Raw genomic sequence first — 26,150 nt, 5'->3', positions numbered from 1 at the left:
AGCGCTCTCGGATCACTGTTGACGCGGTCTGGACCAAATGCGAAGCTCTCTCGCGAGAGCGCTCTCACCACCTCTCCTCCCTGCTCAAGGAGCTGTCGTGAGATTGATCGCGCAATGTGGCGCGGCGGCGTTGGCCGTCGCGTTCGCAGTCGTGCCCGCCACCGCGCAGGCGGCGCCCGCCCCGTCCGACGACCTGCACGTCGCGCTGGAGCGGGACCTCGGCTGGACGCCCGCCGACGCCGCCGTGCACCAGGCCGCCGAGACGGCCTCCGTGCCGGTCGAGAAGGCGCTGAGGGCGCGCCTGGGCGACCGGTTCGGCGGGGCCTGGTACGACGGCGGCCTCAAGGTCGGCGTGGTCTCCCCCGCCGACGCCGACGCCGTGCGCGCGGCCGGCGCCACGCCCGTCACCGTGGCGAGGACCGAGAAGTCCCTGGTAGACGCCAAGACCGCGCTGGACCGCTCGGCCGCGCCGGCCGACGTGCACTCCTGGTATGTCGACCCGGCGACCAACGCGGTCGTGGTGAACGCCCGCTCCACCGGGGCGGCCCGCGCGTTCGCCGCGAAGGCCGGCGTCACCGCCCGCGCGGAGGTCACCGAGGCCCCGCGCCCGGTGTACGACATCCGGGGCGGCGACCAGTACGTCATCAACGGCAACACGCTGTGCTCCGTCGGTTTCTCCGTCGACAACGGCGGGTTCGTCACGGCCGGGCACTGCGGCGGCACCGGCAGCCCGACGCTCGGCTTCAACAACGCCGCCCAGGGCACCTTCGCCGGCTCCTCGTTCCCGGACAACGACTACGCCTGGGTGCGCACCAACGGCAACTGGGCGCCCACCCCGTACGTGAACAACCACTCCGGCGGCAGCGTCGGCGTCACCGGGTCGCAGGAGGCGGGCGTCGGCGCGTCCGTGTGCCGCTCCGGCCGCACGACGGGCTGGCGCTGCGGCACGGTCCAGGCCAAGAACGTCACGGTCAACTACTCCGGTCAACTGGTCCACGGCCTGACCTCCACCACCGCGTGCGCGCAGCCCGGCGACTCCGGCGGCTCGTACCTGGCGGGCACCCACGCCCAGGGCGTCGCCTCGGGCGCGGCCGGCACCTGCGCGAACGGCGGCACGTCGCTGTTCCAGCCGGTCAACGAGATCCTGAACGCCTACGGGCTCCGGCTCACCACGACCGGTGGCGGCGGCACGAGCCGGATCGTCGGCTACCAGGACAAGTGCGTCGACGTGCCGAACTCGAACGCCGTCGACGGCCGGCGGCTCCAGGTGTGGGACTGCAACGGCACCAACGCGCAGAACTGGACGTTCCCCGGCGACGGCACCGTCCGCGCCTTCGGCAAGTGCATGGACGTGGCCTGGGGCTCGCGCGACAACGGCGCGGCCATCCAGCTCGCCACCTGCTCCGGCAACCCGGCGCAGCAGTTCGTCCTGAGCGCGGCGGGCGACCTGGTCAACCCGCAGGCGAACAAGTGCGTCGACATCACGTCGTGGGGCGGCTCCGGCACCCCGCTCCAGCAGTGGGAGTGCACGGGCGGCGCGAACCAGAAGTGGCGTCGCGCCTGACCTGAGGGAGCGGCGTTGCACGGAGCGAAAGCTCGCGCAACGCCGCTCCACAGTAAACACTGAATACACGGTTGTGTTACAGCATTCCTTCTAACGTGGAATTCCCCCACTGCGTTCGTCACGCAATGATCAGCAATCATGGAGCCGGATACACCGATAGCGGAAGCCGCACCGGGCGAAAGCAGCCCTGTGGTCGGCACACGTCTGGTAAGCCTCTACCGCCTGCTGGAGGTTGACGACCTCCGCTCGTGCATCGCGCTCAAGGCCCTCGAGCCCGGAAGCCGTTTCGAGGCACGCGAAGTCATGGTCGGGGACCGAAACGGACTGCTCGTGTCCGGTATATCCGACGACGAACCGGTCGAGTGGACGTCGATGGTGCGGAGCCTCACCTCCGTCGACCTGCCCTACACGCGCCGCGTGGCGTCCGCAGCCCTCTTCATCGACATCGGCCCGGACGTCTTCGCCGTCACCTTCAACCACGGGTGGCGCCTGCTCCGCGACAGCAGGGTCGACCGCGAGTTCGGCGTCGACCTCGCCGTTCGCCTGCTCGACCAGGACGAGGTGCGGCAGGTGACCCGGTGGGCCCTGAGCTCCAAGTCGCGTGTCGACCGCAACGTCGTGCCCGGTGGGCAAGGTCTGTGGACGTTCGGACTGAGGGAACACGCCGAACTGGTCCGCGGGCTCGCCGGGTTCGCCCGCGAGGACGTGGAGATCCGGCTCACCCACATGACCCCGACGAAACGACGCCGTTCTCCCCGCCTCCGCCTGGACTGCGCAGACGGGGTGAAGTTGCGGTTGAGCGTCGACGGCGACCGACTGGTGTCCGATCTCGCCGAGATAAGTCGTGTGCTGCGAGGGTGCGATGTCGCCGAAGGTCTCGAACCGTTGCAGTGGGTGCGCCGGGTGCCACCCGGTGACCTGAAGGAGGAACTCGACCTCGCCGTCGCCACCAGGCTCGCCTCCTCCTCGGAGGAGGGTGGCGAACTGGGGATCTCCTACCCCGCGAGGTACCTCGAGGGACCGGACGTGGTGCGCTATACCGGCATGCTCAACGGTGTTCCTCTCGACACCGATGACCTCACCCTCGACCACCTGGCCGGCGCGCTGCGCGACCTGCCCGTCGAGCGCCGGTTGCAGGCGGTGCGGTCCGGGCGCATCGTCGGGTACGACGAGCAGGGCCAGGCCGCGAGCGACGAGCTGCCCGTCACCCAGTGGATCGCCGCGGAGGTGACGCGGGGCACCGATCGCCACGTGCTGCTGGACGGCGAGTGGTTCACCTTGGGTGAGGAGTACGTCGCTCACGTGGACCGCGTCGTGCGGCAGGCGTTCGGCACCGATCCGCCGTGGCGACTCCCCCGGTGGTCGGAGGCACCCCTGAACGACAGGGGAAAGGTCGATGAAGGCGCGTACAACGCCTATGTGCCGACAGCTGACCCGCGGTTCCTCTGCCTGGACAAGAAGCTGGTGACGACGCGCGCTCACCGCCGGGGCTTCGAGGCGTGCGACCTGCTCGGACCGGATGACGCTCTGGTGCACGTCAAGCAGACGAGTTCGGCGACCGGTTCGAGTCCGCTGAGCCACCTGTTCGCGCAGGGCCTGGTGGCCGCCGAGAGCTTCACCGAACCGGCCACCTGGCGGAAGTTCCGGGAGGTCGTTGCGGAGCAGGACCCCGAGCGCGCTTCACGCATGGGCGATCGGCCCGGGAGCCTCGTGTTCGCCATCCACCGCTCCGACAAGCCGCTCAGCCCCGACACGCTGTTCACCTTCGCCCGGTCCACGCTGGTGTCGGCCTTCCTGACGCTGACGACCTACGGCATACCCGTGCAGGTCGTCGTCATCGGGAGTTAGGCGGGCCCCTTCGGCGCGGACCGGGAGCGGCGGCGCGGGTACCCCGGTCGCGGCACCGACGGGGGCGGCCCCCGGGACGAGGAGTCCGGGGGCCGCCGTCACGCGCGGGGACGTCAGATCTTGCCCGTGCCCGCGCCGCTCTGCACGACCGACTTCACGCTGCTCGCGCTGTCGAGGGTGTAGGAGTAGGGGATCGACTTGACGCTGCCGCCCTGGTCGCCCGAACCCGAGTTCACGAAGTGGTTGTTCCGCGCCACGAGGTTCGCCGGGTCGGAGCTGCCCTCGCCGCGGTGGAACGGGTCCTCGGTGTTCTCGAAGTAGTTGCCCTCGACGAGGACACCCGCCTCCTCCGTGGAGGCCACGCCGTACGACGTCACGCCGCCGTAGTAGTTGTTGTAGACGTGCACCGGGTTGCCGAAGCGCACGCGCGGGTGGCGCTGGCCGGTGCCGTCGAACCAGTTGTGGTGGTAGCTGACGCGCAGCTTGCCCCGGTCCTCGCCACCGTTGTCGTCGCTGTGGCCCAGCAGCATGCTCTTGTCGTGGCCGCTGATCTTGTTCCACGACACGGTCACGCAGTCGGACGCGCGCTTGACGTCGATCGCGCCGTCGTAGCCGTTGCGCAGGCTGTTGTGGTCGATCCACACCCGCGTCGAGTACTGCACGTTGATCGCGTCGTCCTTCCAGTCCCTGAAGTTCAGGTTCCGGATGATGACGTTGTTGGCCTCGGACACGTTGAGGCCGTGGCCCGCGATCGTGGCGCCCGAGCCGACGCCGATGATCGTCTTGTTGGACGCCACCTTCGTCATGCTGGACAGCGTGATGGTGCCGGAGACGCGGATGATCGACGTGGTCGACGCCTTCGCGGCGTTGACGAAGGCGGTCGTGTTGTTCACGTCCACCGTGGTGCCACCGCTACCACCCGAGGTGCCACCGCACTGGGTGGCCCAGCCCTCCAGGTTGAACGAGGCCGCGTTGGCCGACGGCGCCACCATGAGCGCGGTGGACGCGAGTGCCGCGGCCGCGAGCAGCGCACGGGAAGTCTTGCGTGACATGCGGTTTCCTCCATACGACTGTGGATGGAAAAGGGAACCGGCGGCGGTTCTTTCCGTGGCGGCGGGCCGAGGACCTACACCGGACTCACCACCTCTCCAGCGTGTGCGAACGGATGTGCTCGACGTCGAACTCGTCCCCCAGGCCGGGCGCGGTGGACAGGTGGACGAAGCCCTCGTCGTCGAGCGGGTCGGCGATCGCGAGCCGGTGCGGCGGCACGCGGTCGAAGTCGTGGTGCGGGTGCAGCAGGCCGCGCTCGTACCAGCGGCCGGTGCCGGTGCCGCCGAGCACGGCCAGCGACGCGGAGCCGTCGCCGTGGATCTCGCAGTCCATGTTGAACGACTCGGCGAGGTGCGCGGCCTTCACGGTCGGCGAGATGCCGCCCACGTCGGTGGGCCCGGCGCGCAGGATGTCACACGCCCCGGACGTGATCCACTCGGCGCGGCTGTGGTGCTTGCCCCAGGCCACCTCGGGCCCGATGACCGGCACGGACAGCTGTTCGGCCAGCCACCGGTAGGAGCTGATGGACGCCTCCTCCATCGGCTCCTCGTACCAGTAGAAGTCGAGGTCCTCCAGCGCCCGCCCCAGTTCCAGCGCGTCGGTGCGCGAGTACCAGTGGTTGGCGTCGAGCATCAGGGCCACGGCGGGCCCCACGGCCTCGCGCACGGCCTCGCACGCGGCGATGTCGGCCCGCACGTTGGGCGCGCCGGGCACCGGCGGCATCCAGGTGTGCAGCTTGATCGCCCGGTAGCCGCGCGCGACGAGGTCCTTGGCGAACGCGGCGTAGTCGCCGGGCGTGGACAGCCCGCCGGGGATCTCGTCGCCGCACATGGTGCTGGCGTAGGCCGGGACGCGGGACCGGGCGCCGCCGAGCAGCTTCCACACCGGCAGGTCGGCGAGCCTGCCGACCAGGTCCCACAGGGCGGTGTCGACGTAGCCGAGGGCGCGGTCGGTGAACCGGCCGTGCGAGCCGCGCTGCTTGCGCGCCATCGCCGTCCACAGCCGCTCCCGGTCCCACGGGTCGGCGCCCAGCAGCACCGGCTTCACGATCGAGTCGAGCACGGCGGGCCGCAACTGGTCGGGGTGCACCTGCACGCGGCCGACCGCGCCGTCGGAGTCGGTGATCTCCAGCAGCGCCTCGCGGACCTCGTGCTCGGCGCTCGGGTGCCGGTGCCCGTGCGGGTCCACCGCGGTGAACGCGGTGGTCGTGAACACCGACACCTCGACGCGCTCGATCATTTGCGGTCCTCCCACTCCTTCTGCGCCTCGGTGAGCTTCGTCGCCACGTCGTCCAGGAACTGCTGGGCGCTGAGCTCGCCGAGGAGCACCTTCTGGTACTGGGGCTCGCTGTCGGTCTTGGTGATCGAGGAGTACTGCGGCAGGTAGACCGGCGCGGGCACGAGGATGGTGGCCGGGTCCTCCAGGACGCCGAGCGCCATCTTCACGTGGGCGGCCTTGTCGATCCACGCCTCGCCGCGCACGTCGGTGTTGGCCGGGATCTGGCCGACCTTCTCGTTCCAGTAGCTGTTGGACTCGGCGGAGGTGAGGAACTCGGCGAACTTCCACGCCGCGTCCTGGTTCTCGCTGTTCTTGAACACCGCGAAGCCGTCGGTCGGGTTGGGCACGACGGTCCGCTTGCCGCTGGGGCCGACCGGCAGCGGGATCGCGGCGACCTTGTCGCCGAGCGCCTTCGTCACGTCGCTGTAGGAGCCGAGGTTGTGGTGCATCATGGCGACCGAGCCGCCGGTGAACTGGGCGATCATCTGGGTGAAGCTGTTGTTGACGTCGGCCTCGGGCGTGGCCTTCTTGTAGAGCTTGGCGATCTTGTCGACCAGCTCGGCGTTGCCCTCGTCGCCCAGCGTGCTCTTGCCGTCCTTGAAGAAGTTGTCCACGCCGGAGTACGCGTACGCCTCGGTGATCAGCTGGAACACCGAGCCCGCGCCACCGCGGATGGTGTAGCCGTACTTGTTGGCGGCGGCGTCGGTGAGCTTCTCGGCGGCGGCGAGGAACTCGTCCCAGGTCTTCGGCGGCTCGACGCCGGCGTCCTCGAACCAGTCGGTGCGGTACCAGATGATGTCCATGTTGGCCGACGACGGGACGACGTAGAGCTTGCCGTCGGGCGCGGTCTGGCGGACGGTCTCCACCAGGGAGGGCAGCAGCTTGTCCTTCAGCGGACCGTTGTTGATGCGGTCGTCGAGGGGCGCGAGCGCCTCCTGGCCGACCAGGTGAGCGAGGTACGAGGTGGTCACGCCGCCCACGTCGGGCGTCTCGCCGCCCGCGATGGCGGTGTCGTACTTCTGCTGCACCGACGCGCTGGGGATGCCGACGTACTCGACCTTGATGGTCGGGTTCGCGGACTCGAAGCGGCTGATCAGCTCCTTGTAGATCGGCTCGCGGGCGGGACCGCCGTTGTTGTCCCAGAAGGTGAGGGTGACGTTCCCGTCGCTCCCCGCACCTCCCCCGGACGAGCAGGCGGACAGCGCCAGCGCGGCGGCGGCCACGGCGACCAGCAGTTTTCTCATGATGCTCCCTATCCCTTCACAGCCCCGGCGCTGAGCCCCTGCACCAGGAACCGCTGCACGACGGCGAAAACCAGGACCACCGGCACGGCCGCGACCACGCCACCGGCGGCGAGCGCTCCGAAATCGGTGTTGAACTCACCCAACGTGTAGCTCAGGCCGACCGGCAGGGTGAACTTGTCCTGCCTCGTCGCGAACATGAGCGCGAACAGGAAGTTGTTCCACGCGCCGATGAACGCGAACGACCCGACCGCCACCAGGGCGGGCTTGAGCTGCGGCAGGACGACGGCGAAGAACGCGCGCAGGCGCGAGCAGCCGTCCACCATCGCGGCCTCTTCCAGCTCCACGGAGATGTTGCGGATGAACCCGCTCATCAGGATCAGCGACAGCGGCAGCTGGAACGCCACCTCGGCGATGACCAGGCCGGTGATGCTGTTGAGCAGGCCCGCGCTCTTGAAGATCACGAACAGCGGGATCAGCATCATCGCGCCGGGGATGAACTGGCTGCACAGCATCGCCAGCAGGAACACCCGCTGGCCGCGGAACTTGAACCGGGCCAGCGCGTACCCGCCCATCACCGACAGGATCGTCACGAACACCAGCACGCCGAGGCCCATGACCACGCTGTTGTAGAAGAACACGCCGAACCCGATGTCGTTCCACACCGTGTCGAAGTGCTCGAACGAGATCGGCCACGGCACGAGCTGCGTCGAGCCGGCCGGGCGCACCGCGAACACCAGCATCCAGTAGAACGGGATGATCGTGAACAGCAGGTACAGCACCAGCGGCACGTGGATCATCCACGGCTTGCCCGGCTCCTCGGCCACCGCGCGCCGGCGGCGGCGCCCGGTCGGCGGCTTCGGGTGCGTGGTGTCGACGACCTCGCGCACCAGGGTGTCGGTCTTGCCCAACGTCTCGGTCATGCCCGGCTCCCGAACTTCGACACCCGCAGGTACACGATCGAGAAGAACAGCAGGATCAGGAACCCGGCCACGGTGAGCGCCGAGCCGTACCCGAAGTTGTGCGAGTCGACGGCCTGCCGCGCCACGTACAGCGGCAGGGTCGTGGTCTGGTTCGCGGGCCCGCCGCCGGTCAGCGTGTAGATGAGGTCCACGTTGTTGAACTCCCACACCGCCCGGAGCAGGGTGGACAGGATGATCGCGTCCTTGAGGTGCGGCAGGGTGACGCTGGTGAAGCGCCGCCACCGGCTCGCGCCGTCCACCGACGCCGCCTCGTAGAGGTCCTTGGGGATGCTCTGGAGGTCGGCGAGCAGCAGGATCGCGAAGAACGGCACGCCGCGCCACAGCTCGGTCACCACGAGGGCGTCGAACACCGTGTCGGGGTTGCCGAGCACGGAGGTGCCCGGCGACCCGATGCCCCACTCGGAGAGCACCTGGAAGATGCCGGTGGACGGGTTGAGCAGCAGGATCCAGATGCCGGTGGTCAGCACGCCGGACACCGCCCAGGGCGAGAACACCAGCGCCCGGGCGATGCCGCGCCCGATGAACGTCTCGTTCACGATCAGGGCGAGGACCAGGCCCAGCAGGAGCTGGAGCCCGACCTCGACGACCACCCACTTGGCGCTGAACGCGAGGCTCTGCCAGAACAGCGGGTCGTCGAACAGCATCTGCCTGAAGTTGTCCAGCCCCGCGAAGCCGTTCTTCCACGGCTGCGTGACGTTGTACCGCTGGAGGCTGTAGTAGACGACGCTCCCGATCGGGTAGACCAGGAAGATCCCCATCAGCACCAGCGTCGGTGCGATCAGCGCGTAGGGCGCCCACGTGCGAGTCCTCATGCGGGGTCCCAGTCGCCGAGGTACGCGCGGACGGTGTGCTGCGCGGCCTGCTCGGCCGTGAGCTGCGGGCGGTCGGGGCCGGTGGCCGCGCCGGCGCCCCGGTTGCGGTACTCGGCGAACCGGGCGTCGCGCCAGGGGAAGCCGGACATGTCGGTCCACGGCGCGGCCTTCACCGCGGCGGGCAGCTCGGTGTCGCGGATGACGACCGAGGCGATGGCGTCCGGGTCGCCGCCGGGGTGCCACGGCCGGCCCAGGTAGTAGGTGCCCGCCGGGGCGTCGCTGGTGATGCGGGAGTTGACGACGAGGAACCCGTGCGGGTTGTCGCGCCGGGTGCTGGCCGCGGTGACGTACCCGTTGGGGTCGCCGCCCCGGTCCAGCGCGGTGATCGTCATCTGGTCGAACACGGCGGTCGCGCGGCCGAACAGGAAGTCGACGTCGCCGACGACCTCGCCGCCCCGGTAGTACTGGCGGGCCCGCGTGCTCGCGTTGCGGGTGTCGGCGTACAGGGTGTCCTGGTGGCCGAGGAACCGGACGCGGTCGTAGTACTGCCGGTCGCCGGTGGCCTTGACCGCGACGGCCTGGGTGGCGGTGATCCCGGGGTGCGCGGCCCGGTCGAACGAGTTGCTGAACGTGAGGTCGCGGGCGGTGAACCCGTCGGCCTCGATGGTCGCGGTGGCCGAACCGGTCGTGCCGTACGTGGTGCCGTCGGCCTTCCTCGTGCCGCTGGCGTTGTCGTAGTCGATGACGACGTCGCGGGCGGTGCCGGTGGAGCCCTTGAGCAGCAGGTCGGGCTTGGTCGCCGGGACCCGGACCACCTCGCGGTACACGCCCTTGCCGAGGGTGATGGTGGTGCCGGGCGGCGCGGCGTCGATCGCGGCCTGCACGGTGTCGAAGTCGGTGCCCTTGGCCACGTGGTACCGCTCGCGCTGGAGGGCGCCCGCCTTGAGGTTCTTGACCCGGGAGGCCGGTTCGAGGCCGCGGTTCAGCGTCGGCGTCCAGCCGGCGTCGCCGCCGAGCTGCGCGGTCGGGTTGGCCGCGTTGAACGCGTCGAGCACGTCCACCGGGCGTCCGTCGACCAGCGTGCCCACCTCGGTGATGGCGGTGCCGCCCCAGTTGCGGATGAGCGTCTCGACCGAGCCGCCGTTGCCGAGTTTGACGTAGTTGTTCTCCACGTGGAGGGCCGACCGCACGCCCACGCCCCAGCCGTAGGCGAACGACGGGCCGGGCTCGTAGAGGTTGTTGTAGACGTGCACCTGGCCGAAGCGCACCCGCGGGAGGCGTTCCTCGACGTTGCGGAACACGTTGTGGTGCACGGTGACGCGCAGCTTGCCCGGGTCGGTGGTCGAGGTGTTCGACGAACCGATGAGCATCGTCTTGCCGTGGTCCTCGAACAGGTTGTACGACGCGGTGACCAGGTCGGTGCCGTTGGTCATGTCGAGCGAGCCGTCGTGCTGCTGGAACGGGCGGCCGAAGTAGGACGGCAGGGAGCTGTCCGGGTACGGCTGGTCGGTGAACGTGTTGTGGTCGACCCACACGTTGGTGGCCCGCTGGAGGGACACCGCGTCGTAGGCGGAGTTCCAGTTGCCCTCCGCGCCGTCGGTCGGGTCCCACTGCGGGAAGCAGTCGCGGGTGTCGCGGAAGGTGAGGTTGCGGATGATCACGTTCTGCACGCCGTGCACGCGCAGGTTGGCGCCGGTGAGGCCCGCGCCGCGTCCGTCGCCGACGATCGTGGTGTCGCTCCCCACCGGGATGCCGATCGCCGCCTGCTGCCGCTGCGCGGACGCGGCACGGGCCTCCTCCAGCGGGCCGCTGGGTTCGCGCTCACGCCCCCAGACGGCCGGGTCGTATTCGGCCAGGTAGCCCGCGAGGGTGTAGCCGTTCGCCGCGTATTCGCTGCAATCGGCCCTCAGGTCGATCACGCCGCGCACTTTGATGAGGCGCGGCGCGGGAGCGGCGAGAGCGGCGCGCAATTCCGCTTCGGTGCGCACGGTGTGCACCGTCGTCGCCTGGGAACCACCGGTCGTCCCGGGGCCGCTCGACGCCCAGCCGTCACCTGCTTGCAGAACTTGTCTGCCCAGGTCAGGGCTTGCGTACGCCGGTGCTGTCACGATCACGCCCAAGGCGCAGGAAAGCACGAGCGCGGTACTGAGGGTTCGCATGGCGAGGAGCCTTTCCCCGGCAAGATCATTCATATGTGTGAACGCTATCCAGAAGTGCGAACAGAGTATTACGTCGATGTTCGCCACGCGTCAACGACGTGATTCGTTTCGACGGTCATTCGAACGACGATGTCGAACGGCCGTCGAATTCGAATCGAATTCGACGGCCGCGTGGTGGGGTCGGCGGGTCAGGGCTCCATCGGGAACTCGGCGATCCGCCCGGCCAGCTCCCGGGCGTCGGGGTCGCGGCGGTAGCTCTCGGCGAGCCGGCCGACGGGCCGCAGCCGGTCGACCACCCGCGCCGAGTCGACCTCGACCGCGAGCGCGAGCGCCCGGTCGCCGACGGCGGCGGCGTGGTCGAAGTCGTTGTCCAGCAGGTGGTTGCCGGTGAGGGCGATGAGGCCGAACGTCCGGCTCCGGGTCATCTCCTCCGGGTAGCCGACGACCGCCGCGGTGAGGTCCCGGATCGCCGGCGCGGAGTGCGCCGGGTCGACCGTGCGCGCCAGCTCCGAGTGCACCATGCCGCTCAGCGCGGACAGGTCCGTCTCGTCGAAGAACCTCGCCCACGCGGCGGCGGCCTCCGGCGTGCTCGCGGCGAACGCGTCGTGCGCCCGCCGCAGCCGCCGCAGCGCCCGCTCGCCGTCGCCCAGGGCCGCGAACGCCCACGCCTGGTTCGCGAACAGCATCGCCACCGCGTGGTCGGACCCGGCCCGCCGCGCCGCCGCCACGCCCTGCTCGAAGCAGCTCAACGCGGCGGCGGCCGCGCCGCGGTGCAGCCTCAGCCGGCCCATCCGGTAGTGCACGTTCGCCACCAGGTCCTGGTTGCCCGCCCGCGCGGCCAGCTCCGCGGCGCGCCGCCAGTGCCGCAGCGCCGTCGCGTCGAGCCCGGTGTCGAAGCACGTCCACGCGGCCAGGTTGTGCAGGTCGGCCAGCGCCACCAGCAGCCTGCGGCGCACCGCGTCGGTGGCGTCCGCGCGCAGCATCGCGCCGCTCCGCGCCGCCGCCCCGACCACCGCGTCCCGGCAGGCGCCGCCGCCCCGCTCGTAGTCCACGGCGCGCAACCGGCCGGTCTCCTCCTCCAGCGCCACGACGTCGGGGACGCCGATCCGGGCAGGGACGTGTCGTCGATCCGCCATGGCACACCTCGCAGGCGTCGCGGGTCCGGGACGGCGCCTCGGCGCCGCGCACCCGGGATACCCGTTCGGGGGGCGACCGGTACCACCCGGAACGGACCACGCGCGGTACCACCCGGATGCCGGACGAGCCCGCCCCGGTTCCCGCCGTGCGCACCGGTTCGCGCGCCGGCCGTGCGCCCCGCCCGCGCACTGGCCCCTTGCGCGGGCCCGTCCGCGCACGAGACTGGACGCGTGACGCCGACGACCCCCGCCGAGCACGCGGCGGCCCGGTGCTAGGCGGCGTCACGGCGGCGGTGGAGCGGCTGGTCGCCCGGTGGGCCGCCGGCGACGCGGCGGGCGCCGCCCGGCTGTTCACGCCCGACGTGCGCTGGTGGACCGCGCCGGTGCCGGGCGCGCCCTGGCCCGCACGAGTGCGGTCCACGCGCGAGGTCGAGGCGTTCTTCCTGGGGTTCCTCGGCGCGTTCGACCTGACCGGCATCACCACGCGCGCGCTCGTCGCCAACGGCGTGGACGCCGTGCTGACCGGGCAGCTGCACGCGCGCCTGCACGTGAGCGACCAATCCCGGTCGTTCGACTTCGCGCTGTCCCTCTCCGTGCGACACGACCTGATCAGCGAATTCCGCCTCTACGCGGACACGCTGGCGCTCGCCTCGGCGCTCGACGGGGCCGATGTTCCCCCGGTATCACCGAAATGGCCGCACCGATCGGTGCCAGGATGACGACCGCGCCCCCCGAGCCCAGCCGAGGAAAGGTGTCGCCGTGCCGGATGAACCGCAGCCGATCAGCAAGCTCATCCCGCAACTGCGGCGCGGGCGCGGGCTGACGCAGCACGACCTCGCGGCGCGGCTGCACGCCGCGTCGGGCAACGCGAGCGTCACCCGCGAGGAGGTGTCCCGGTGGGAGCGCGGCAAGCGCATCCCCGGTCCGTACTGGCGGGCGTGGCTCGGCCGGGTGCTCGACACCCCCGCGCGCGACCTCGAACGCGCCGCGGCGGTCGCCCGGTGGACGCGCAGACGCGGGTGACGACGCGCGAGGCGCTGGTCGCCGCGGCGACCGAGGTGTTCGAGCGCGAGGGTTACGTGCGGGCCACCGTGGACGAGGTGTGCGAGCGCGCCGGCGTCACGAAAGGCGCGCTGTACGGGCACTTCGGCTCCAAGAAGGCGCTCGCCGTGGCGGTGCTCGACGCGCGGGCGGCGGAGTGGGCCCGCACGCGCGGGCGGTTGCAGCGCCTGCACCGCAGCCCGTTGCAGGTGCTGGTGGACCTGGGGTACGCGGCGCAGCGCGGCCAGGAGGTCGAGCGGCGGCTGATGTTCCAGTCACCCGTCTGCGAGGACGTCGCGGAGCGCCGGGTCGGCCAGTGGACCTCGGCGGTGCACGACCTGCTGCGCGGCGCGGCGGCGCTGGGCGAGCTGCGCGACGACGTGAACCTGCCCGCGTGCGCGGAGGGCATCGTCGCCGAGCTGGTCGGCGTGCACCTGATGTCGAGGGCCGTCGACGGGCTGGACGCGGCCACCACCGGCGTGGTCCGGCTGTGGCGCTCGTGGCTGCCGGCCCTGGCGCGGCCCGAGGTGTGCGCCGTGCTGCGGATGACCCCGCCTCGTTGACCGGAACGTAGCAATTGTTTACGGTGGGTAACCGACCTTCGGAGAAGGCGAGGACCCACGTGAGCGACCGCGCGCAGGGAAGCCGCACCAGGGCCGCGCTGGTCGCCGCGGGCATCGAGCTGTTCGACCGCGACGGGTACGACGCGACGTCGCTGGACGCCGTGTGCCGCCGGGTGTCGGTCACCAAGGGCGCGCTGTACCGGCACTACCCGTCGAAGCAGGCGCTCGCGGTGGCCGTGGTCGAGGAGTACTTCCGCCGGTGGCACGAGGTGCGCGAGGCGATCGAGCGGCGCGGCACGGGACCGCTGGCCACGCTGGTGGAGCTGACCGACGGGATGAACGGGCTCGCGCGGACCGACCGGGTGGTGCGCGTCGGCGTGCGGCTGCTGTTCACCGGCGAGCTGTTCGACCTGCTGGCGGGCGTGCACGTGGCGTGCCTCGCGGCCGTCGTGCGCGACCTGCTGGGCCGGGCGGAGCGGGCGGGCGAGCTGGTGCCGGGGCTGGACCTGCGCGACGAGGCGGACGGCATCACCTCCGCGGTGATCGGCACGCAGGCGCTCGCCGCGGTCGCCACCGGGCGGGCCGGCCGGCCCGGCGCGCTGTGGCGGCACCGGCTGGCCCGGCTGGCCACCCCGTCGGCCGCCCCCTCCCCCGTGCCGTCCGTCGACCGGGCGGGGTAGGCCGGGCCGGGGCCGGCGGCTCAGCCCACGAGGGCCGGGTACTGGACCGAGACGTCCTGCGACAGGGCGGCCTTCACGTGCCGCGACACGTCGTCCGCCAGCACCTCGAAGGCGTCGGCCTCGATGCCTTCGAGGGCCGCCGCGGCGACGTCGCGCGGGTCGCTCTTGGGCGCGTCGACGGAGGCGGTCATGTCGGTGTCGACGTAGCCCACGTGCAGGCCGGTGACCCGGATGCCGCGCGGCAGCAGGTCGAGGCGCAGCGAGTTGGTCTGGGACCACAGCGCGGCCTTGGAGGCGCTGTACGCGCCGCTGAGCGCGGCCCAGGACAGGGCGGAGGCGACGTTGAGCAGGTGGCCGCCGCCGTTGCGCTCGATGATCGGCACGAAGGCGCGGGCCGTGTTCAGCGGGCCGTAGAAGTTGGTCTCGAACTCGCGGCGGACGTCCTCCAGCGGCGAGTCCAGGAAGGACGCGCCGAGCGCCACGCCCGCGTTGTTGACCAGGATCGTGACGTCGCCCGCGAGCGCGGCGGCGGCGGCCACCGAGTCGGGGTCGGTCACCTCCAGGGCGAGCGGCACGGCGTCGGGGTGGGTGACCGAGCGCGGGTCGCGGGCGGTGGCGTAGACCTTCGCCGCGCCCCGCTCGTACAGGCCCTCGACCAGGGCCTTGCCGATGCCCCGGCTGCCGCCGGTGACGAGGGCGATCGCTCCGCTGATGGTGGTCATGACATCCTCCGCGTGATGGAAACCGATCGGTTTCCACCGACTGTAGACCGATCGGTTTCCTCCTGGCAAACCGCCAGGTAGCCTGGGGTCGTGACCTCTCCACGCGACCGCCTGCTCGACGCGGCGGGCGAGCTGTTCTACCGGGAGGGCGTCGGCGTGGGCGTCGACGCGCTGTGCAGGGCGGCGGGCGTCTCCAAGCGCTCGATGTACCAGCTGTTCGCGAACAAGGACGAGCTGATCGCGGCCAGCCTCGACCGCCGCGCGCCCGGCTACGAGGCGCTGCTGCTCCCGCCCCCCGGCGGCACCCCGCGCGACCGCGTCCTGCACGTGTTCCGCCGGCAGGACGAGCTGAGCGGCCAACCGACCTACCACGGCTGCCCGATGGTCGCGACGGCCGCGGAGCTGAAGGACGCCGCCCACCCGGCGAACACCGTGGCCCGCCGCCACAAGCGCGCCCTGACGGACTTCTTCGCCGCCGAGCTGCGCGCCGCCGGCGTCGCCGACCCCGAGGCCCTGGCCGCGCAGCTGACGCTGGTCTTCGACGGCGCGTCCGCGCACGCCGTGCTCCGCGCCGCGCCCCTGGCCGGCCTGGGCACCCGGACCGCCGAGGCGCTCCTGGACGCGGCCGGCGCGTGACCGCGGGCCCCCGACCGGGAGCCCCCACCGGTCTCAGGCCGGGCGCTCGGCCCGCCAGCGCGCCACGACGACCTCCACGTCGAACGGCACGAGGTTGAGCGGCGGCCCGGACATCGGCTTGCGGATCGCGTCCTCGATCCTCGCGTTGATCGCGGCCACGACCCGGCGCACCTCGGCCTCCGACGACGCCCGCCGGGCGGCCTCCCGCGCGGCCTCCGCCTCCCTGCGCAGCAGCAGGGTCGGCGGCAGCGCCGTGCCCTCCTCGCGCCGCAGCTTCTCCTTGACCCACCACAGCTCGTCGTGCGGCCGGTCCAACCCGCTCAACGGCTTGCCCGCGCCCGGCAGGGCGTCGAACTCGCCCCGCTCCTGCGCCTCGCGGATCTGCCGCTCGACCCACGTCTCGAACCCGACCCCGGCGGGTTTGCGCTCCGTCACCACGATCACCCCCTTCCAGGTTACGCGGGGCACGGGCGGTCACGGCGCCGGTTCGGCCGCCTCGGCCGGCGGGTAGCGCTGCTCCGGCGGGCTCGTGGTTCGGGCCGGGCGCGGCCGACGCCTTGGCCGCGGTCTCCAGCGCGCGCTCGGGCGTGGTGTCGACGAGCCGGTAGCCCGCCGGCAGCTCCTCGGACTCCGGGAACGGGCCGTCGGTGACGACGGGCGCGCCGGAGCCGGTGGACACGACGGTCTTGGCCGGCTCGGGCCCGGACAGCCCCTGGGCGTCGACCAGCTCGCCGTTCTCGCCGTCACACGACGTCGAGGCGCACGCCCACCCGCCGGTCGGCCTGGAGGTCCGTCGCGGTGAACACCACCTCGGTCCGGTCGGCGGGCGACCGCGTGGACTCCAGGACGAAACCCGACTCGCCCCGGTCGAAGCCCAGGGCGTCGTAGAACACGTCGACCCCGCGTGGGAGGCGCAGGGCGAGCGAGACGTGGGGCACGCTGCCGGCGAAGCGGTAGGCGAACGCGTCCGGCTCGCCGAACCTCATCAGCGGGGCGCACTTGCCCGGCCAGAACAGGGCCACCACGACCCGCAGCTCGCTGCCCGCCGGGATCGGCTCCTGGAAGTGCACGGCGAGGTCGAACCGGCCGTCCTCCCGCCACGAGGTGGACACCGCGAACCGGGCGCCGGGCCGCTCGTCGACCAGCACGCCGCGCACGACGGCCTTCACCAGCGACCGCTGCGCCTCGGGTTGGTCCCAGCCCGCCTGGAACCGCAGGCGCAGCACGCGCACCCCGTCCGCGGACGGCGTGGCGGTCACGGTCACCGCCACCTCGGCGTCGCCGTTGGCGGCGAGCGTCGCCCGCTCCTCCCAGGCCACGATGTGCACGTGCGGTTGCAGCTCGTCGTGGATGACGTCGGCGTAGTGGGCCAGCAGCGTGCGGTGCCGCTCCAGGACGCCGGAGTTCACCCGGTACGCCACCAGGGCCAGGCCGGCGGCCACCAGCGGGACGACGGCGACCGACACGCGGGTGGCGGTGGACCAGGGTGCGAGCGCCAGGGCCGCGTTGAGCACGAGCAGCGCCACCAGCCCGACCACGGGGCCGCGCACCGGACCGCCGGGCACGTGGGCGAGGAACCAGCGGTAGCACGACCTGAGCAAGCGCATCCACACCCACCGAGACACCCGAGGACGATCCCGGGGAACACCGCCGGGCCTGCGCACGGAACCGTACTCCAACGCCGGCACCGCCCTGCGGGAGCGGGCGCGACGCGGACCACCACGTCGGGCGGGGCACGTCGGGGGCGGGTGCCCGCGGTCGCGCGACCGCGGGCACCCGTCCTCGTCAGGACGCGGAGCAGACCGGGGTGGGGGCCCAGCCCGTCGCGTCGCCGCTGCCGTTGAACCCGACCTTGGCCGTGCCCGCGGGCTGGAGCGCGCCGTTCCAGGACGCGTTGCCCACCGTCACGGTGGTGCCGCTCTGGCCGAACGCGCCGTTCCAGCCCTGCGTGACGGTCATGCCGGGCCTGACCTCGAACCGCACCGACCAGCCGCGGGTCGCGGTCGTGCCGGCGTTGCGCACGGTGACCTCCGCCGAGAAGCCGCCCGGCCACTGGTTGGCGACCCGGACCTCGGCGGCGCACCCGCCCACCGGCGGGGTGGTCGTCGTCGTCGTGGTGGTGGTCGTCGTGGTCGTGGTGGTGGACGTCGTGGTGGACGTGGGCGTGGTGCCGTTCAACGCGGCCACCACGGCCGGCAGCCACCGGTCGGCGATCTTCCGGTCGCCCGAGGCGTTCGGGTGCACGCCGTCGTAGGTGTCGGTGCCGGTGGAGAAGCCGGTCCACTGGTCGACGACGGTGACCGGCGAGACCGCGGTGGACTTGGCCGCCGCCCAGGCCGGGATGGCCGCGTTCAGGTCGGCCACCCGCTGCGGGCACTCGGCGCAGGCGCTCGCCGCCATCGGGATGATCTTGGCGACGAGGACCTTCATCGACGGGTTGTCCGCCCGCATCTGGTCCACGAGCTTGCCGTAGGCGGCCAGGATCGTCGCCGCGGGCCGGGCGCTCCACACGTCGTTGGTGCCGAAGTGCATGAGCACCACGTCCGGGTTCGACGCGGCCAGCCAGCCGACCAGCTGGTTCTGCTCGGCGACCGCGGTGACGAGCGCCCCGCCGTGGCCCTCGTGCTGGCCGTCGTAGGCGAACCCGCAGCCGTCCGGGTTGAGCGTGCCCACGAAGTCGACGTCGGTGTGCCCGGCGGCCCGCAGGTCGCGGTCGAGCAGGGCCCGCCAGCAGCCCGGCGACCCGGTGATGGAGTCGCCGAGCGCCATGATCCGCGTCGGGGCGGCGGCCTGCACGGCCGCCTGCCCGGGTGCGGCCACCAGGACGCCGACGAGCGCGGCGAGCGCCGCGAACAGCGCCGCCAGGGCGGTGTTCCTCGATGACATCGCCGCCCCCTAGGCGGTGGCGCAGGTCGCGCCGTTGAGCGCGAACGACGTGGGCGCGGAGTTGGTCCCGGTCCACGAGCCGATGAAGCCGAAGCTCACCGAGCCGCCCGCGGGGATCGCCGGGTTGTACGCCGCGTTCGCGGCGCTGACCGCGCTGCCGGACTGGGTCGTGGTGGCGCCCCAGGACTGGGTGACGGTCTGGCCGTTGGCCCACGTCCAGCGCAGCGTCCAGCCGTTGACCGCGGCGGTGCCGGTGTTGGCGACCTTCACGTCGCCCTGGAAGCCGCCCTGCCACTGGCCGGTGACCTTGTAGGTGACCGCGCAGGTCCCGACCGGGTCGCCGCCGCCGGTCCGCGTGGTGACGGTGACGGTGCCGGAGCGGGTCGAGCGGTTGCCCGCCGCGTCCCGCGCGTACACGGCGAAGGTGTACGCGGTGCCCGCCGACAGGCCGCCGACGGTGGTGGAGGTGGTCGCGGAGCTGCCCGCGGCGGTCTCGGTGGAGCCGCTGACGCGGACCACGTCGTAGCCGGTGACGCCGACGTCGTCGGTGGCGGCCGACCAGGTCAGGGTCGCCGAGGTGGACGTGACGCCGGAGGCGGCGGGGGTGCCGGGCGCGCTCGGCGGGGTGGTGTCGGTCGGGTCGCCGCCGCCGCCGTAGACGCTGGCCTCCTTCGAGGTGGCCTTGATGCCGTTGGCGCCGTTGAAGATCCGCTGGCCCCACGACGTCAGCTGCGCGGCGTTGAAGTCGGTGACCATGTCGAGGTACTCGACGCCGCCGCCGTTGCCGCTCCACGACCAGCCCAGGTAGCCCAGCTTGAGCGACTGGGTGGTGGCGAAGATGGTGTCCTCGTCGGGGTTGCCGTCGGAGTGGTCGTGGCCGAACTCGCCCACGACGATCGGCAGCTTCGCGGTCACGAAGCGGTTGAGGTAGTCGTTGACCTCCGCGGCCGTGTCGAACACGCCGTACATGTGGATGGAGAACACGGTGTTCTTCAGCGTGTCGGCGGCGAAGACGGACGCGGCGTTGTCGCGCATGGTGAACGCCCAGTCCTGGCCCCAGTTCGGCGCGTCCACCATGATCGTGTGGGTCAGGCCGCCGTTGCGCAGGGCCTGGATCGCGCCCTTGGTGTCGTTGGTCCAGTTCTGGTAGCCGGTGTTGCCGTGCGGCTCGTTGCCGATGTTGACGATGACGTACTTCTCCTGGCCGACCAGGGCGCTCTTGACGCTCAGCCAGTACTCGGCGGCGCGGGCGAGCGTGACGGCGCCGCTCTGCTCGCCGTAGCCGGTGGTGTCGTGCACCTCCAGCACGCAGATCAGCTTGTTGGCCTTGCACTGGGAGATGACGTTGGCGACGTCGGCGGTGTCGTTCTTCGTCCACCGGTCGCCGGAGCTGAGCACGACGCGGACGGTGTTGGACCCGAGGGCCTTGATGTCCTTCAACGCCTGCGTGGTCGTGCTCGTGTACCAGGTGTGCGCGTGGTTGACGCCGCGCATGACGAAGTCGTTGCCGTTGGCGTCGAGGAGACGCCCGTTGCTCACGGTGAAGCCGGTGGCCGCCTGTGCGGGCGGCCCCACCGTCAACAGGGAGAGGACCAGGGCGGCGACGGCTGCGCCGACCAGGGCGAATCGCTTGCGCATGGGATGTACCTCGCGTGGTTGTCGACACTGACAGAAGCGAGCGCGGGGGCAGCGCACCCGCCCGCGGGCGGACTCCCACACCAAAGCAATTAACCGCTTAAGAGTCAACCATGGGTTTCGCAAGTCTTCGCTGGTCAGAGGCACTTCAGCGCACGACCCACCGTCACGTCTGGGAACGCTCCCAGACGCGGACCGCCAGTGTCCTACGAAGAACCCCGTCCCGTCGAGACCCCCGTCTCGACGGGTCGGCCCCCCCGGTCAGGCGCCGGGCGCGCGGCCGGTGCTGGAGCGCGGGACCAGTTCGGGGTCGGAGGTCTTGACCTGCTCGGTCGGGGCGCCGCCGACGACGTCGAGCAGCAGGCGCACGGCGGCGGCCCCGCGTTCGGCGATCGGCCGGCGGACGGCGGACAGCGCGGGCCGCACCAGCCGGCACAGGGCCGAGTCGTCCCACGCCACCAGGGACAGCTGGTCGGGCACGGTGAGGTCCAGCTCGTGGGCGACGCCGAGCGCGGACACCGCCATCACGTCGTTGTCGAACACCAGCGCGGTCGGCGGCGCGCCACCGGTCAGCACGCGCCGCGTCACGCGGGCGGCGGCCTCGTCGGAGTAGTCCGCGTGCACGACCCGGGCCTCGTCGAGGCCGAGCCGCGCCGCGGCCTCGGTGAACGCCCGCGACCGGGTCTGGGTGTGCACGAACCTCGTCGGCCCCGCCACCCGCGTGATCCGCCGGTGCCCGAGCGCCACGAGGTACTCCAGCACCTCGACCACGGCGACCTCGTCGTCGGTCCACACGCACGGCAGGTCCGGCACGACCGGTTCGCCCAGCACGACGGCGGGCAGGTGCAGCTCGCGCACCAGCTCCACCCGCGGGTCGTCCTCCACCAGGTCGACCAGCAGCACGCCGTCCACCCGCCGCTCGCCCCACCAGCGCCGGTAGGCGGCCAGCTCGGCGGCGGAGTTGTCGGTGACCTGGAGCAGCAGCGACGTCGGCCCGCCCGCGAGCGCGCCCTGGATGCCGGAGATGAGCTGCATGAAGTACGGCTCGACGCCGATCACCCGGGCGGGCCGGTCCACGACCAGGCCGATGGCGTTGGCGCGGCCGTCGGACAGCGAGCGCGCGGCGCTGCTGGGCACCCAGCCGAGGCGGTCGGCGATGTCCATGATCCGGCGCCGCGTGGGCTCGGAGACGCCCGGCCGGTTGTTGAGCGCGTAGGACACCGCGCCGGTGGACACGCCCGCGGCCTTGGCGATGTCCGAGATGGTCGGACGCTTGGCTCGCACCCGCGCCTCCTCACTGCACGTGATCATCAAGTCTAGCCGCGGCGCGGCACGCCTTGCCCGGTAGGGTGATTAAGCGCTTAACGGATCATCTGGAAAGGGGACCACCGTGCCCTGGTTCGACCTCTCCGAGCGGGAACTGGCGCAGTACCGGACCTCCACCGCGGAACCCGACAACCTGGACCTGTGGTGGAAGTCCCGGCTGGAGGAGGCGCGCGCCGCCGCCCGGCCGCCGGTGCTCTCCCCGTACGCGGCGGACGCCTACGGCCCGCTGCCCGTGTGGGACGTGGAGTTCTCGGGCTACGGCGGCGACCGGGTGCGCGGCTGGTACATCCGCCCCGCCGGGACGGGCGACGAGCCGCTGCCGACGGTGGTGTGCTTCATCGGCTACGGCGGCGGGCGCGGCCTGCCCTCGGAGCACGCGCTGCTGCCCGCCGCCGGGTACGCGGTGTTCGTGATGGACACCCGCGGCCAGGGCGGGCGGTGGACGCTCGGCGCGACCGCCGACTCCGGGTTCGCGGGCCCCGAGCACCCCGGCGTGATGACCCGCGGCATCGCCTCGCCCGAGACGTACTACGTGACGCGCCTGATGGTCGACGCGGCGCGGGCGGTCGAGGTGGCGGCGGGGCTGGACGGCGTGGACCCGGCGCGGCTCGCGGTGTCCGGCGGCAGCCAGGGCGGCGGCCTGGCGCTGGCCGCGGCGGCGCTGGGCGGCGAGGCGGTCAAGGTGTGCCAGGCGGACGTGCCGTTCCTGTGCGACTTCCAGCGGGCCATCACGATCACCGGCGCCGAGCCGTACGCGGAGATCTCGAAGTTCCTGGCCCAGCACGTGGACCTGATCCCGCAGGCGCTCGACACCCTGCGCTACGTGGACGGCGCGCTGCTGTCCCGCCGCATCACGGCGACCTGCCTGCTGAGCGTGGGCCTGATGGACGAGACGTGCCCACCGTCCACCGTGTACGCGGCCTACAACGAGATCACCGCGCCGAAGGAGATGGCGGTGTTCCCGTTCAGCGGTCACACCACCCCGAGGGTGCACGACGAGCGCAAGCTGCGGCACCTGCGCGCGCACCTCTGAGGTTCGGTGGGCGAGTCGTGGGAGGGCCACCGCCATAGCCCTCCCACGACCCAGCCCGGTCAGTGGACCCGGTTGATCACCGGGGACCCCGGGTTGCTCGGCCCGGGGCCTCGAACGTCCACGACCAGCTCACGGCGCCGACACCGCGACCGGCGTGACGAGCACCCGGTCGTGGCCGACGTACCGGTTCCCGCCCGTCACCCGCACGGTGCCCTCCCAGCGGACGTCGGTGCTGGAGCAGCCGACGAGCAGGGTCAGGTCGCCGGTCTCCACGACGCGGCGACCGTCGCGGCCGGTGAACGAGGTGCGGTCGGCGTGCAGCCGGAACGACACCCGCCGCTCCTCCCCCGCGTCCAGCTCGACCCGGGCGAACCCGACCAGCTCGCGCACGGGCCGCGTCACCGAGGCGACCGGGTCGTGCAGGTACAGCTGCACGACCTCCGCGCCGGGCCGGTCACCGGTGTTGCGCACCAGGCACGACACCTCGACCTCGCCGTCGCTGGGCAGCTCGTCGGCCGACTCGAAGCCGGTCAGCTCGAACGAGGTGTAGGACAGCCCGTGCCCGAACGGGTAGAGCGGCGTGGGGTCGACCGAGCTGACCCCGCCCGCCGCGCCCAGCTTCGGGTGCAGGTAGGTGGTCGGCTGCGCGCCGGAGCCGCGCGGGACCTGGACGGGCAGCTTGCCCGACGGGTTGACCCGCCCGCTCAGCACGCCCGCGACGGCGCCCGCGCCCTCCTCGCCGGGGAAGAACGCCTGCACGACGGCGGCCGGTTCGTAGCCGCCCAGCGCGTAGGGGCGGCCGGCGAGCATGACCAGCACGACGGGCTTGCCGGCGGCCAGCAGCGCGTCCAGCAGCTCGCCCTGCACGCCGGGCAGGGACAGGTCGTCCGCGTCGCAGCCCTCGCCGGACGTGCCGCGCCCGAACAGGCCCGCGCGGTCGCCGAGCACGGCCAGCACCACGTCCGCGCCGCGCGCGACCTCGACCGCCTCCGCGATGCCGGACCGGTCGTCGCCGGACACCTCGCAGCCGCGCGCGGTGGTCACGGTGGCGTCCGGGAACTCCGCCCGCACGGCCTCCAGCATGGTGCGCATCTCCACGCCCAGCGGCACGTCCGGGTGCTGCACGCCCACGTGGTTGGGGAACGCGTAGCAGCCCATGAGCGCGAGCAGGTCGTCCGCGCACGGCCCCACGACAGCGATTTCGGACGCGCGCAGCGGCAGCACGCCGGCCGCGTTGTCCAGCAGCACCACGGACCGCTCGGCCATCGTGCGGGCCAGGTCGCGCAGCGCGGGCGGGTCCAGGTCGACCGGTTCGCCGCGCTTCACGGCGGGCGACTCGGGGTCCCAGCCCTCGTCCAGCAGGCCCAGCTCGCACTTCTGGGTGAGCACGCGGGTCACCGCGAGGTCCACGTGCGCCTCGTCCACGACGCCGGAGCGCACCAGCTCGGCCAGCGGCTCGCCGTAGCAGCGCACGCTGGGCAGCTCCACGTCCACGCCCGCGGTGAGCGCGAGCGCGGCGGCCTCGCCCGGCGACCCCGCGACGCCGTGCGCGGTCTCCAGGAAGGACACGCCGAAGTAGTCGGCGACGACGACGCCGTCGAAGCCCCAGCGCCCGCGCAGCAGGTCGGTCAGCAGGGTCGGGTCCGCGGCCGGCGGCACGCCGTCGACCTCGGCGTAGGAGTGCATGACGGACCGGGCGCCGCCCAGCCGCAGGGCCATCTCGAACGGCGGCAGCACGACGTCGGCGAACTCGCGCGGCCCCATGCGCACGGGGGCGTGGTTGCGCCCGCCGACGGAGGCCGAGTAGCCCGCGAAGTGCTTGAGGGTGGCCACGATCCCGCTGGACTCCAGGCCGCGGGTGTAGGCCGCGCCGACGAGGCCGACGAGGTAGGGGTCCTCGCCGATGGTCTCCTCGGTGCGCCCCCACCGCGGGTCGCGGGTCACGTCGAGCACCGGGGCCAGGCCCTGGTGGACGCCGACGTCGCGCATCACGAGGCCGACCTCGCGGGCCATCCGCTCGACCGACTCGGGGTCGAACGAGGCGCCCCACGACAGGGGGACGGGGAACACCGTCGCCTGCCAGGCGGTGAACCCGGCCAGGCACTCCTCGTGCGCCACGGCGGGGATGCCGAACCTGGTGTTGGCGACGAGCTTGCGCTGGGTCTCGGCGAGCACCCGGGCTCCCACCAGGGGGTCGACCGGGCCGGTGCCGAACACGCGGGTCAGCTGGCCGAGGCCGGGCTTGGTCAGCTCGTCCCACGGCGGCAGCGGCTCGGCGAACTCGTGCTGCGCGGGCGCGACCTCCTCCCCCTCCGAGATCCCGACCCACACACCGACCAGCTGGGCCAGCTTCTCCTCCAGGGTCAGCTCGGCCAGCAGTGCGGCGACGCGCTCCGCGGTCGGCCTTCCGGGATCGGCCCAGGGGTTCAGCACGGCGGCTCCTTCGTTGACGATCGGACGACGAGTTCGGTGGCCAGCTCGACGCGCTCGGTCTCCACCGGGCGCCCCGCGATGAGGTCGGCGAGCATGCGCCCCGCGTGGCGACCCATCTCCGTGAGCGGCTGGCGCACGGTCGTGAGAGCGGGCGAGGACCACACCGCCACCGGTAAGTCGTCGAAGCCGACCACGCTCAGGTCGTGCGGGACGGAGAGCCCCGCGACGCGGGCCGCCTCGATCACGCCGAGCGCCTGTTCGTCGTTGCCCGCGAAGATCGCGGTGGGCCGGTCGGGCATCGCGAGCAGCTCAGCCGCGCGCCGGAAACCGCCCTCGTGCTTGAAGTCGCCGTGCCGGACGAGCTCCGGGTCGAAGGCGATGCCCGCCCGGTCGAGCGCGGCGCGGTAGCCGTCGACGCGCGCGCGGCTGCACAGCATCCCGGCGGGTCCGCCGATGACGCCGACCCGGCGGTGGCCGAGGCGCAGCAGGTGTTCGGTGGCGGACAGGCCGCCCGCCCAGTTGGTGGCGCCGACGCTGGGCACGTTCGGCTGGGGGAGGTCGACGGGGTCGATCACGACGACCGGGATGCGCGAGTTGGCGAGCACGCGGCGGTCGGCGGCGGTCAGCTGCGAGGTGACCAGCAGCGCGCCGGCGCGGCGGGCCTCCACCAGCGACGCGGCCCACGAGGTGTGCCGGCGCGGTTTGTCCGTGGAGGACACCACGACGTGCAGCCCGGTGTCGACGACACCGCGGATGATCTCCACCGCCCAGGGGCTGTCCAGGGCGGTGAACACGAGGTCGACCAGCATGTGCCCGGAGGCGCGCCGGGACCCGACCGGCACGTAGTCGTACTCGGCGAGCAACTGCCGCACGCGCGCCCTGGTCTCGGCGCCGACGTCGTCCTTCCCGTTCAGGACCTTGGACACCGTCGGGAGCGACACCCCCGCTGCTGCGGCAATCGTGGCCAACGTGGCTCGACGCATGCGGCCGATAGTATCGAAACTCGATCGAAACACAAGACCGAGCCTCTGAAGTGCAGAAATGTCGTCTCAACAGGCCAGCGCGTGATGCTTGACACGGGTCCTGCACCCGTCTAGGTTCTCCGCAAGTCGTGGATGTTTCGA

23 protein-coding genes are annotated in these 26,150 nt (G+C 72.3%); 8 read left to right on the top strand and 15 right to left on the bottom strand.

The window, feature by feature from the left end:
• The first annotated feature begins 97 nt into the window (after positions 1-97).
• Positions 98-1,564, top strand: coding sequence for a ricin-type beta-trefoil lectin domain protein (locus ACRAKJ_RS11040; protein ID WP_438920724.1), 1,467 nt, complete (start codon positions 98-100; stop codon positions 1,562-1,564).
• Between the two features lie 138 nt (positions 1,565-1,702).
• Positions 1,703-3,412, top strand: a complete 1,710-nt coding sequence (locus ACRAKJ_RS11035) for a DUF6119 family protein (RefSeq protein ID WP_438920725.1) — start codon at positions 1,703-1,705, stop codon at positions 3,410-3,412.
• Between the two features lie 113 nt (positions 3,413-3,525).
• Here the strand turns inward: ACRAKJ_RS11035 and ACRAKJ_RS11030 are convergent, their stop codons facing one another.
• The 7 genes from ACRAKJ_RS11030 to ACRAKJ_RS11000 form a co-directional block, all read right to left on the bottom strand.
• Entirely contained in the window at positions 3,526-4,464 is a 939-nt protein-coding gene (locus ACRAKJ_RS11030) for a pectate lyase family protein (RefSeq protein WP_438920726.1), read from the bottom strand.
• Between the two features lie 85 nt (positions 4,465-4,549).
• Positions 4,550-5,701: an enolase C-terminal domain-like protein gene (locus ACRAKJ_RS11025; RefSeq protein ID WP_438920727.1), complete on the bottom strand. Its 1,152-nt coding sequence runs from the start codon at positions 5,699-5,701 to the stop codon at positions 4,550-4,552.
• Positions 5,698-6,984 (bottom strand): extracellular solute-binding protein, encoded by a 1,287-nt coding sequence (locus tag ACRAKJ_RS11020; protein ID WP_438920728.1) that lies wholly within the window; start codon positions 6,982-6,984, stop codon positions 5,698-5,700. The genes ACRAKJ_RS11025 and ACRAKJ_RS11020 overlap by 4 nt, the downstream gene beginning before the upstream one ends.
• Before the next feature lie 8 nt (positions 6,985-6,992).
• On the bottom strand, positions 6,993-7,904 hold the full coding sequence (locus tag ACRAKJ_RS11015) for an ABC transporter permease subunit (RefSeq protein WP_438920729.1): 912 nt from the start codon (positions 7,902-7,904) through the stop codon (positions 6,993-6,995).
• A complete protein-coding gene (locus ACRAKJ_RS11010) occupies positions 7,901-8,776 on the bottom strand; it encodes an ABC transporter permease subunit (RefSeq protein ID WP_438920730.1) in 876 nt (291 codons plus the stop codon). The genes ACRAKJ_RS11015 and ACRAKJ_RS11010 overlap by 4 nt, the downstream gene beginning before the upstream one ends.
• Complete coding sequence (locus ACRAKJ_RS11005) at positions 8,773-10,764, bottom strand: pectinesterase family protein (RefSeq protein ID WP_438920731.1); 1,992 nt, start codon at positions 10,762-10,764, stop codon at positions 8,773-8,775. Before ACRAKJ_RS11005 ends, ACRAKJ_RS11010 begins: the two co-directional genes overlap by 4 nt.
• Before the next feature lie 359 nt (positions 10,765-11,123).
• On the bottom strand, positions 11,124-12,071 hold the full coding sequence (locus ACRAKJ_RS11000) for a tetratricopeptide repeat protein (RefSeq protein ID WP_438920732.1): 948 nt from the start codon (positions 12,069-12,071) through the stop codon (positions 11,124-11,126).
• Between the two features lie 269 nt (positions 12,072-12,340).
• Between ACRAKJ_RS11000 and ACRAKJ_RS10995 the strand changes: the two genes are divergently transcribed.
• From ACRAKJ_RS10995 to ACRAKJ_RS10980, 4 genes are read left to right on the top strand one after another with little or no spacing between them, the layout of a single operon-like run.
• Positions 12,341-12,790 (top strand): nuclear transport factor 2 family protein, encoded by a 450-nt coding sequence (locus ACRAKJ_RS10995; RefSeq protein WP_438920733.1) that lies wholly within the window; start codon positions 12,341-12,343, stop codon positions 12,788-12,790.
• A gap of 40 nt (positions 12,791-12,830) precedes the next feature.
• Positions 12,831-13,094 (top strand): helix-turn-helix domain-containing protein, encoded by a 264-nt coding sequence (locus ACRAKJ_RS10990; RefSeq protein ID WP_438920734.1) that lies wholly within the window; start codon positions 12,831-12,833, stop codon positions 13,092-13,094.
• Positions 13,073-13,675 (top strand): TetR family transcriptional regulator, encoded by a 603-nt coding sequence (locus ACRAKJ_RS10985; protein ID WP_438920735.1) that lies wholly within the window; start codon positions 13,073-13,075, stop codon positions 13,673-13,675. Before ACRAKJ_RS10990 ends, ACRAKJ_RS10985 begins: the two co-directional genes overlap by 22 nt.
• A 59-nt stretch (positions 13,676-13,734) precedes the next feature.
• Positions 13,735-14,355, top strand: a complete 621-nt coding sequence (locus ACRAKJ_RS10980) for a TetR family transcriptional regulator (RefSeq protein WP_438920736.1) — start codon at positions 13,735-13,737, stop codon at positions 14,353-14,355.
• 20 nt (positions 14,356-14,375) lie between these two features.
• Here the strand turns inward: ACRAKJ_RS10980 and ACRAKJ_RS10975 are convergent, their stop codons facing one another.
• Positions 14,376-15,077: an SDR family oxidoreductase gene (locus tag ACRAKJ_RS10975; RefSeq protein WP_438920737.1), complete on the bottom strand. Its 702-nt coding sequence runs from the start codon at positions 15,075-15,077 to the stop codon at positions 14,376-14,378.
• A 90-nt stretch (positions 15,078-15,167) separates the two neighbouring features.
• Here ACRAKJ_RS10975 and ACRAKJ_RS10970 point away from each other — a divergent pair, with 90 nt between their 5' ends.
• Positions 15,168-15,713, top strand: a complete 546-nt coding sequence (locus tag ACRAKJ_RS10970; RefSeq protein WP_438920738.1) for a TetR family transcriptional regulator — start codon at positions 15,168-15,170, stop codon at positions 15,711-15,713.
• A gap of 33 nt (positions 15,714-15,746) precedes the next feature.
• Here the strand turns inward: ACRAKJ_RS10970 and ACRAKJ_RS10965 are convergent, their stop codons facing one another.
• The 5 genes from ACRAKJ_RS10965 to ACRAKJ_RS10945 all read right to left on the bottom strand — a co-directional run bounded on the left by ACRAKJ_RS10965 (position 15,747) and on the right by ACRAKJ_RS10945 (position 21,518).
• Entirely contained in the window at positions 15,747-16,157 is a 411-nt protein-coding gene (locus ACRAKJ_RS10965) for a DnaJ family domain-containing protein (RefSeq protein ID WP_438920739.1), read from the bottom strand.
• Between the two features lie 299 nt (positions 16,158-16,456).
• Positions 16,457-17,320, bottom strand: coding sequence for a hypothetical protein (locus ACRAKJ_RS10960; protein WP_438920740.1), 864 nt, complete (start codon positions 17,318-17,320; stop codon positions 16,457-16,459).
• A 178-nt stretch (positions 17,321-17,498) separates the two neighbouring features.
• Positions 17,499-18,599, bottom strand: coding sequence for a cellulose binding domain-containing protein (locus ACRAKJ_RS10955; RefSeq protein ID WP_438920741.1), 1,101 nt, complete (start codon positions 18,597-18,599; stop codon positions 17,499-17,501).
• 9 nt (positions 18,600-18,608) lie between these two features.
• Positions 18,609-20,237, bottom strand: coding sequence for a cellulase family glycosylhydrolase (locus ACRAKJ_RS10950; protein WP_438920742.1), 1,629 nt, complete (start codon positions 20,235-20,237; stop codon positions 18,609-18,611).
• Positions 20,238-20,495: 258 nt separating this feature from the next.
• Positions 20,496-21,518, bottom strand: a complete 1,023-nt coding sequence (locus ACRAKJ_RS10945) for a substrate-binding domain-containing protein (RefSeq protein ID WP_438920743.1) — start codon at positions 21,516-21,518, stop codon at positions 20,496-20,498.
• A gap of 106 nt (positions 21,519-21,624) precedes the next feature.
• Here ACRAKJ_RS10945 and ACRAKJ_RS10940 point away from each other — a divergent pair, with 106 nt between their 5' ends.
• Entirely contained in the window at positions 21,625-22,593 is a 969-nt protein-coding gene (locus ACRAKJ_RS10940; RefSeq protein WP_438920744.1) for an acetylxylan esterase, read from the top strand.
• Between the two features lie 129 nt (positions 22,594-22,722).
• Here ACRAKJ_RS10940 and ACRAKJ_RS10935 read toward each other — a convergent pair whose 3' ends face one another.
• Positions 22,723-25,026 (bottom strand): beta-xylosidase/alpha-l-arabinosidase, encoded by a 2,304-nt coding sequence (locus ACRAKJ_RS10935; RefSeq protein WP_438920745.1) that lies wholly within the window; start codon positions 25,024-25,026, stop codon positions 22,723-22,725.
• Positions 25,020-26,009: a LacI family DNA-binding transcriptional regulator gene (locus ACRAKJ_RS10930; protein ID WP_306745279.1), complete on the bottom strand. Its 990-nt coding sequence runs from the start codon at positions 26,007-26,009 to the stop codon at positions 25,020-25,022. The genes ACRAKJ_RS10935 and ACRAKJ_RS10930 overlap by 7 nt, the downstream gene beginning before the upstream one ends.
• Positions 26,010-26,150 lie beyond the last annotated feature (141 nt).

The organism is Saccharothrix sp. DSM 118769 (assembly GCF_052936295.1).
Note: the sequence above shows the minus strand (reverse complement) of the source record. Positions and strands in the feature narration are given on the sequence as shown.

What these genes read in the sequence shown, in the direction of transcription:
- ACRAKJ_RS11035 (WP_438920725.1), top strand. Translation starts at nt 1,703, where the DNA reads ATGGAGCCGGATACACCGATAGCGGAAGCCGCACCGGGCGAAAGCAGC.
- ACRAKJ_RS11030 (WP_438920726.1), bottom strand. Translation starts at nt 4,464, where the DNA reads ATGTCACGCAAGACTTCCCGTGCGCTGCTCGCGGCCGCGGCACTCGCG.
- ACRAKJ_RS11025 (WP_438920727.1), bottom strand. Translation starts at nt 5,701, where the DNA reads ATGATCGAGCGCGTCGAGGTGTCGGTGTTCACGACCACCGCGTTCACC.
- ACRAKJ_RS11020 (WP_438920728.1), bottom strand. Translation starts at nt 6,984, where the DNA reads ATGAGAAAACTGCTGGTCGCCGTGGCCGCCGCCGCGCTGGCGCTGTCC.
- ACRAKJ_RS11015 (WP_438920729.1), bottom strand. Translation starts at nt 7,904, where the DNA reads ATGACCGAGACGTTGGGCAAGACCGACACCCTGGTGCGCGAGGTCGTC.
- ACRAKJ_RS11010 (WP_438920730.1), bottom strand. Translation starts at nt 8,776, where the DNA reads ATGAGGACTCGCACGTGGGCGCCCTACGCGCTGATCGCACCGACGCTG.
- ACRAKJ_RS11000 (WP_438920732.1), bottom strand. Translation starts at nt 12,071, where the DNA reads ATGGCGGATCGACGACACGTCCCTGCCCGGATCGGCGTCCCCGACGTC.
- ACRAKJ_RS10975 (WP_438920737.1), bottom strand. Translation starts at nt 15,077, where the DNA reads ATGACCACCATCAGCGGAGCGATCGCCCTCGTCACCGGCGGCAGCCGG.
- ACRAKJ_RS10960 (WP_438920740.1), bottom strand. Translation starts at nt 17,320, where the DNA reads ATGCGCTTGCTCAGGTCGTGCTACCGCTGGTTCCTCGCCCACGTGCCC.
- ACRAKJ_RS10955 (WP_438920741.1), bottom strand. Translation starts at nt 18,599, where the DNA reads ATGTCATCGAGGAACACCGCCCTGGCGGCGCTGTTCGCGGCGCTCGCC.
- ACRAKJ_RS10950 (WP_438920742.1), bottom strand. Translation starts at nt 20,237, where the DNA reads ATGCGCAAGCGATTCGCCCTGGTCGGCGCAGCCGTCGCCGCCCTGGTC.
- ACRAKJ_RS10930 (WP_306745279.1), bottom strand. Translation starts at nt 26,009, where the DNA reads ATGCGTCGAGCCACGTTGGCCACGATTGCCGCAGCAGCGGGGGTGTCG.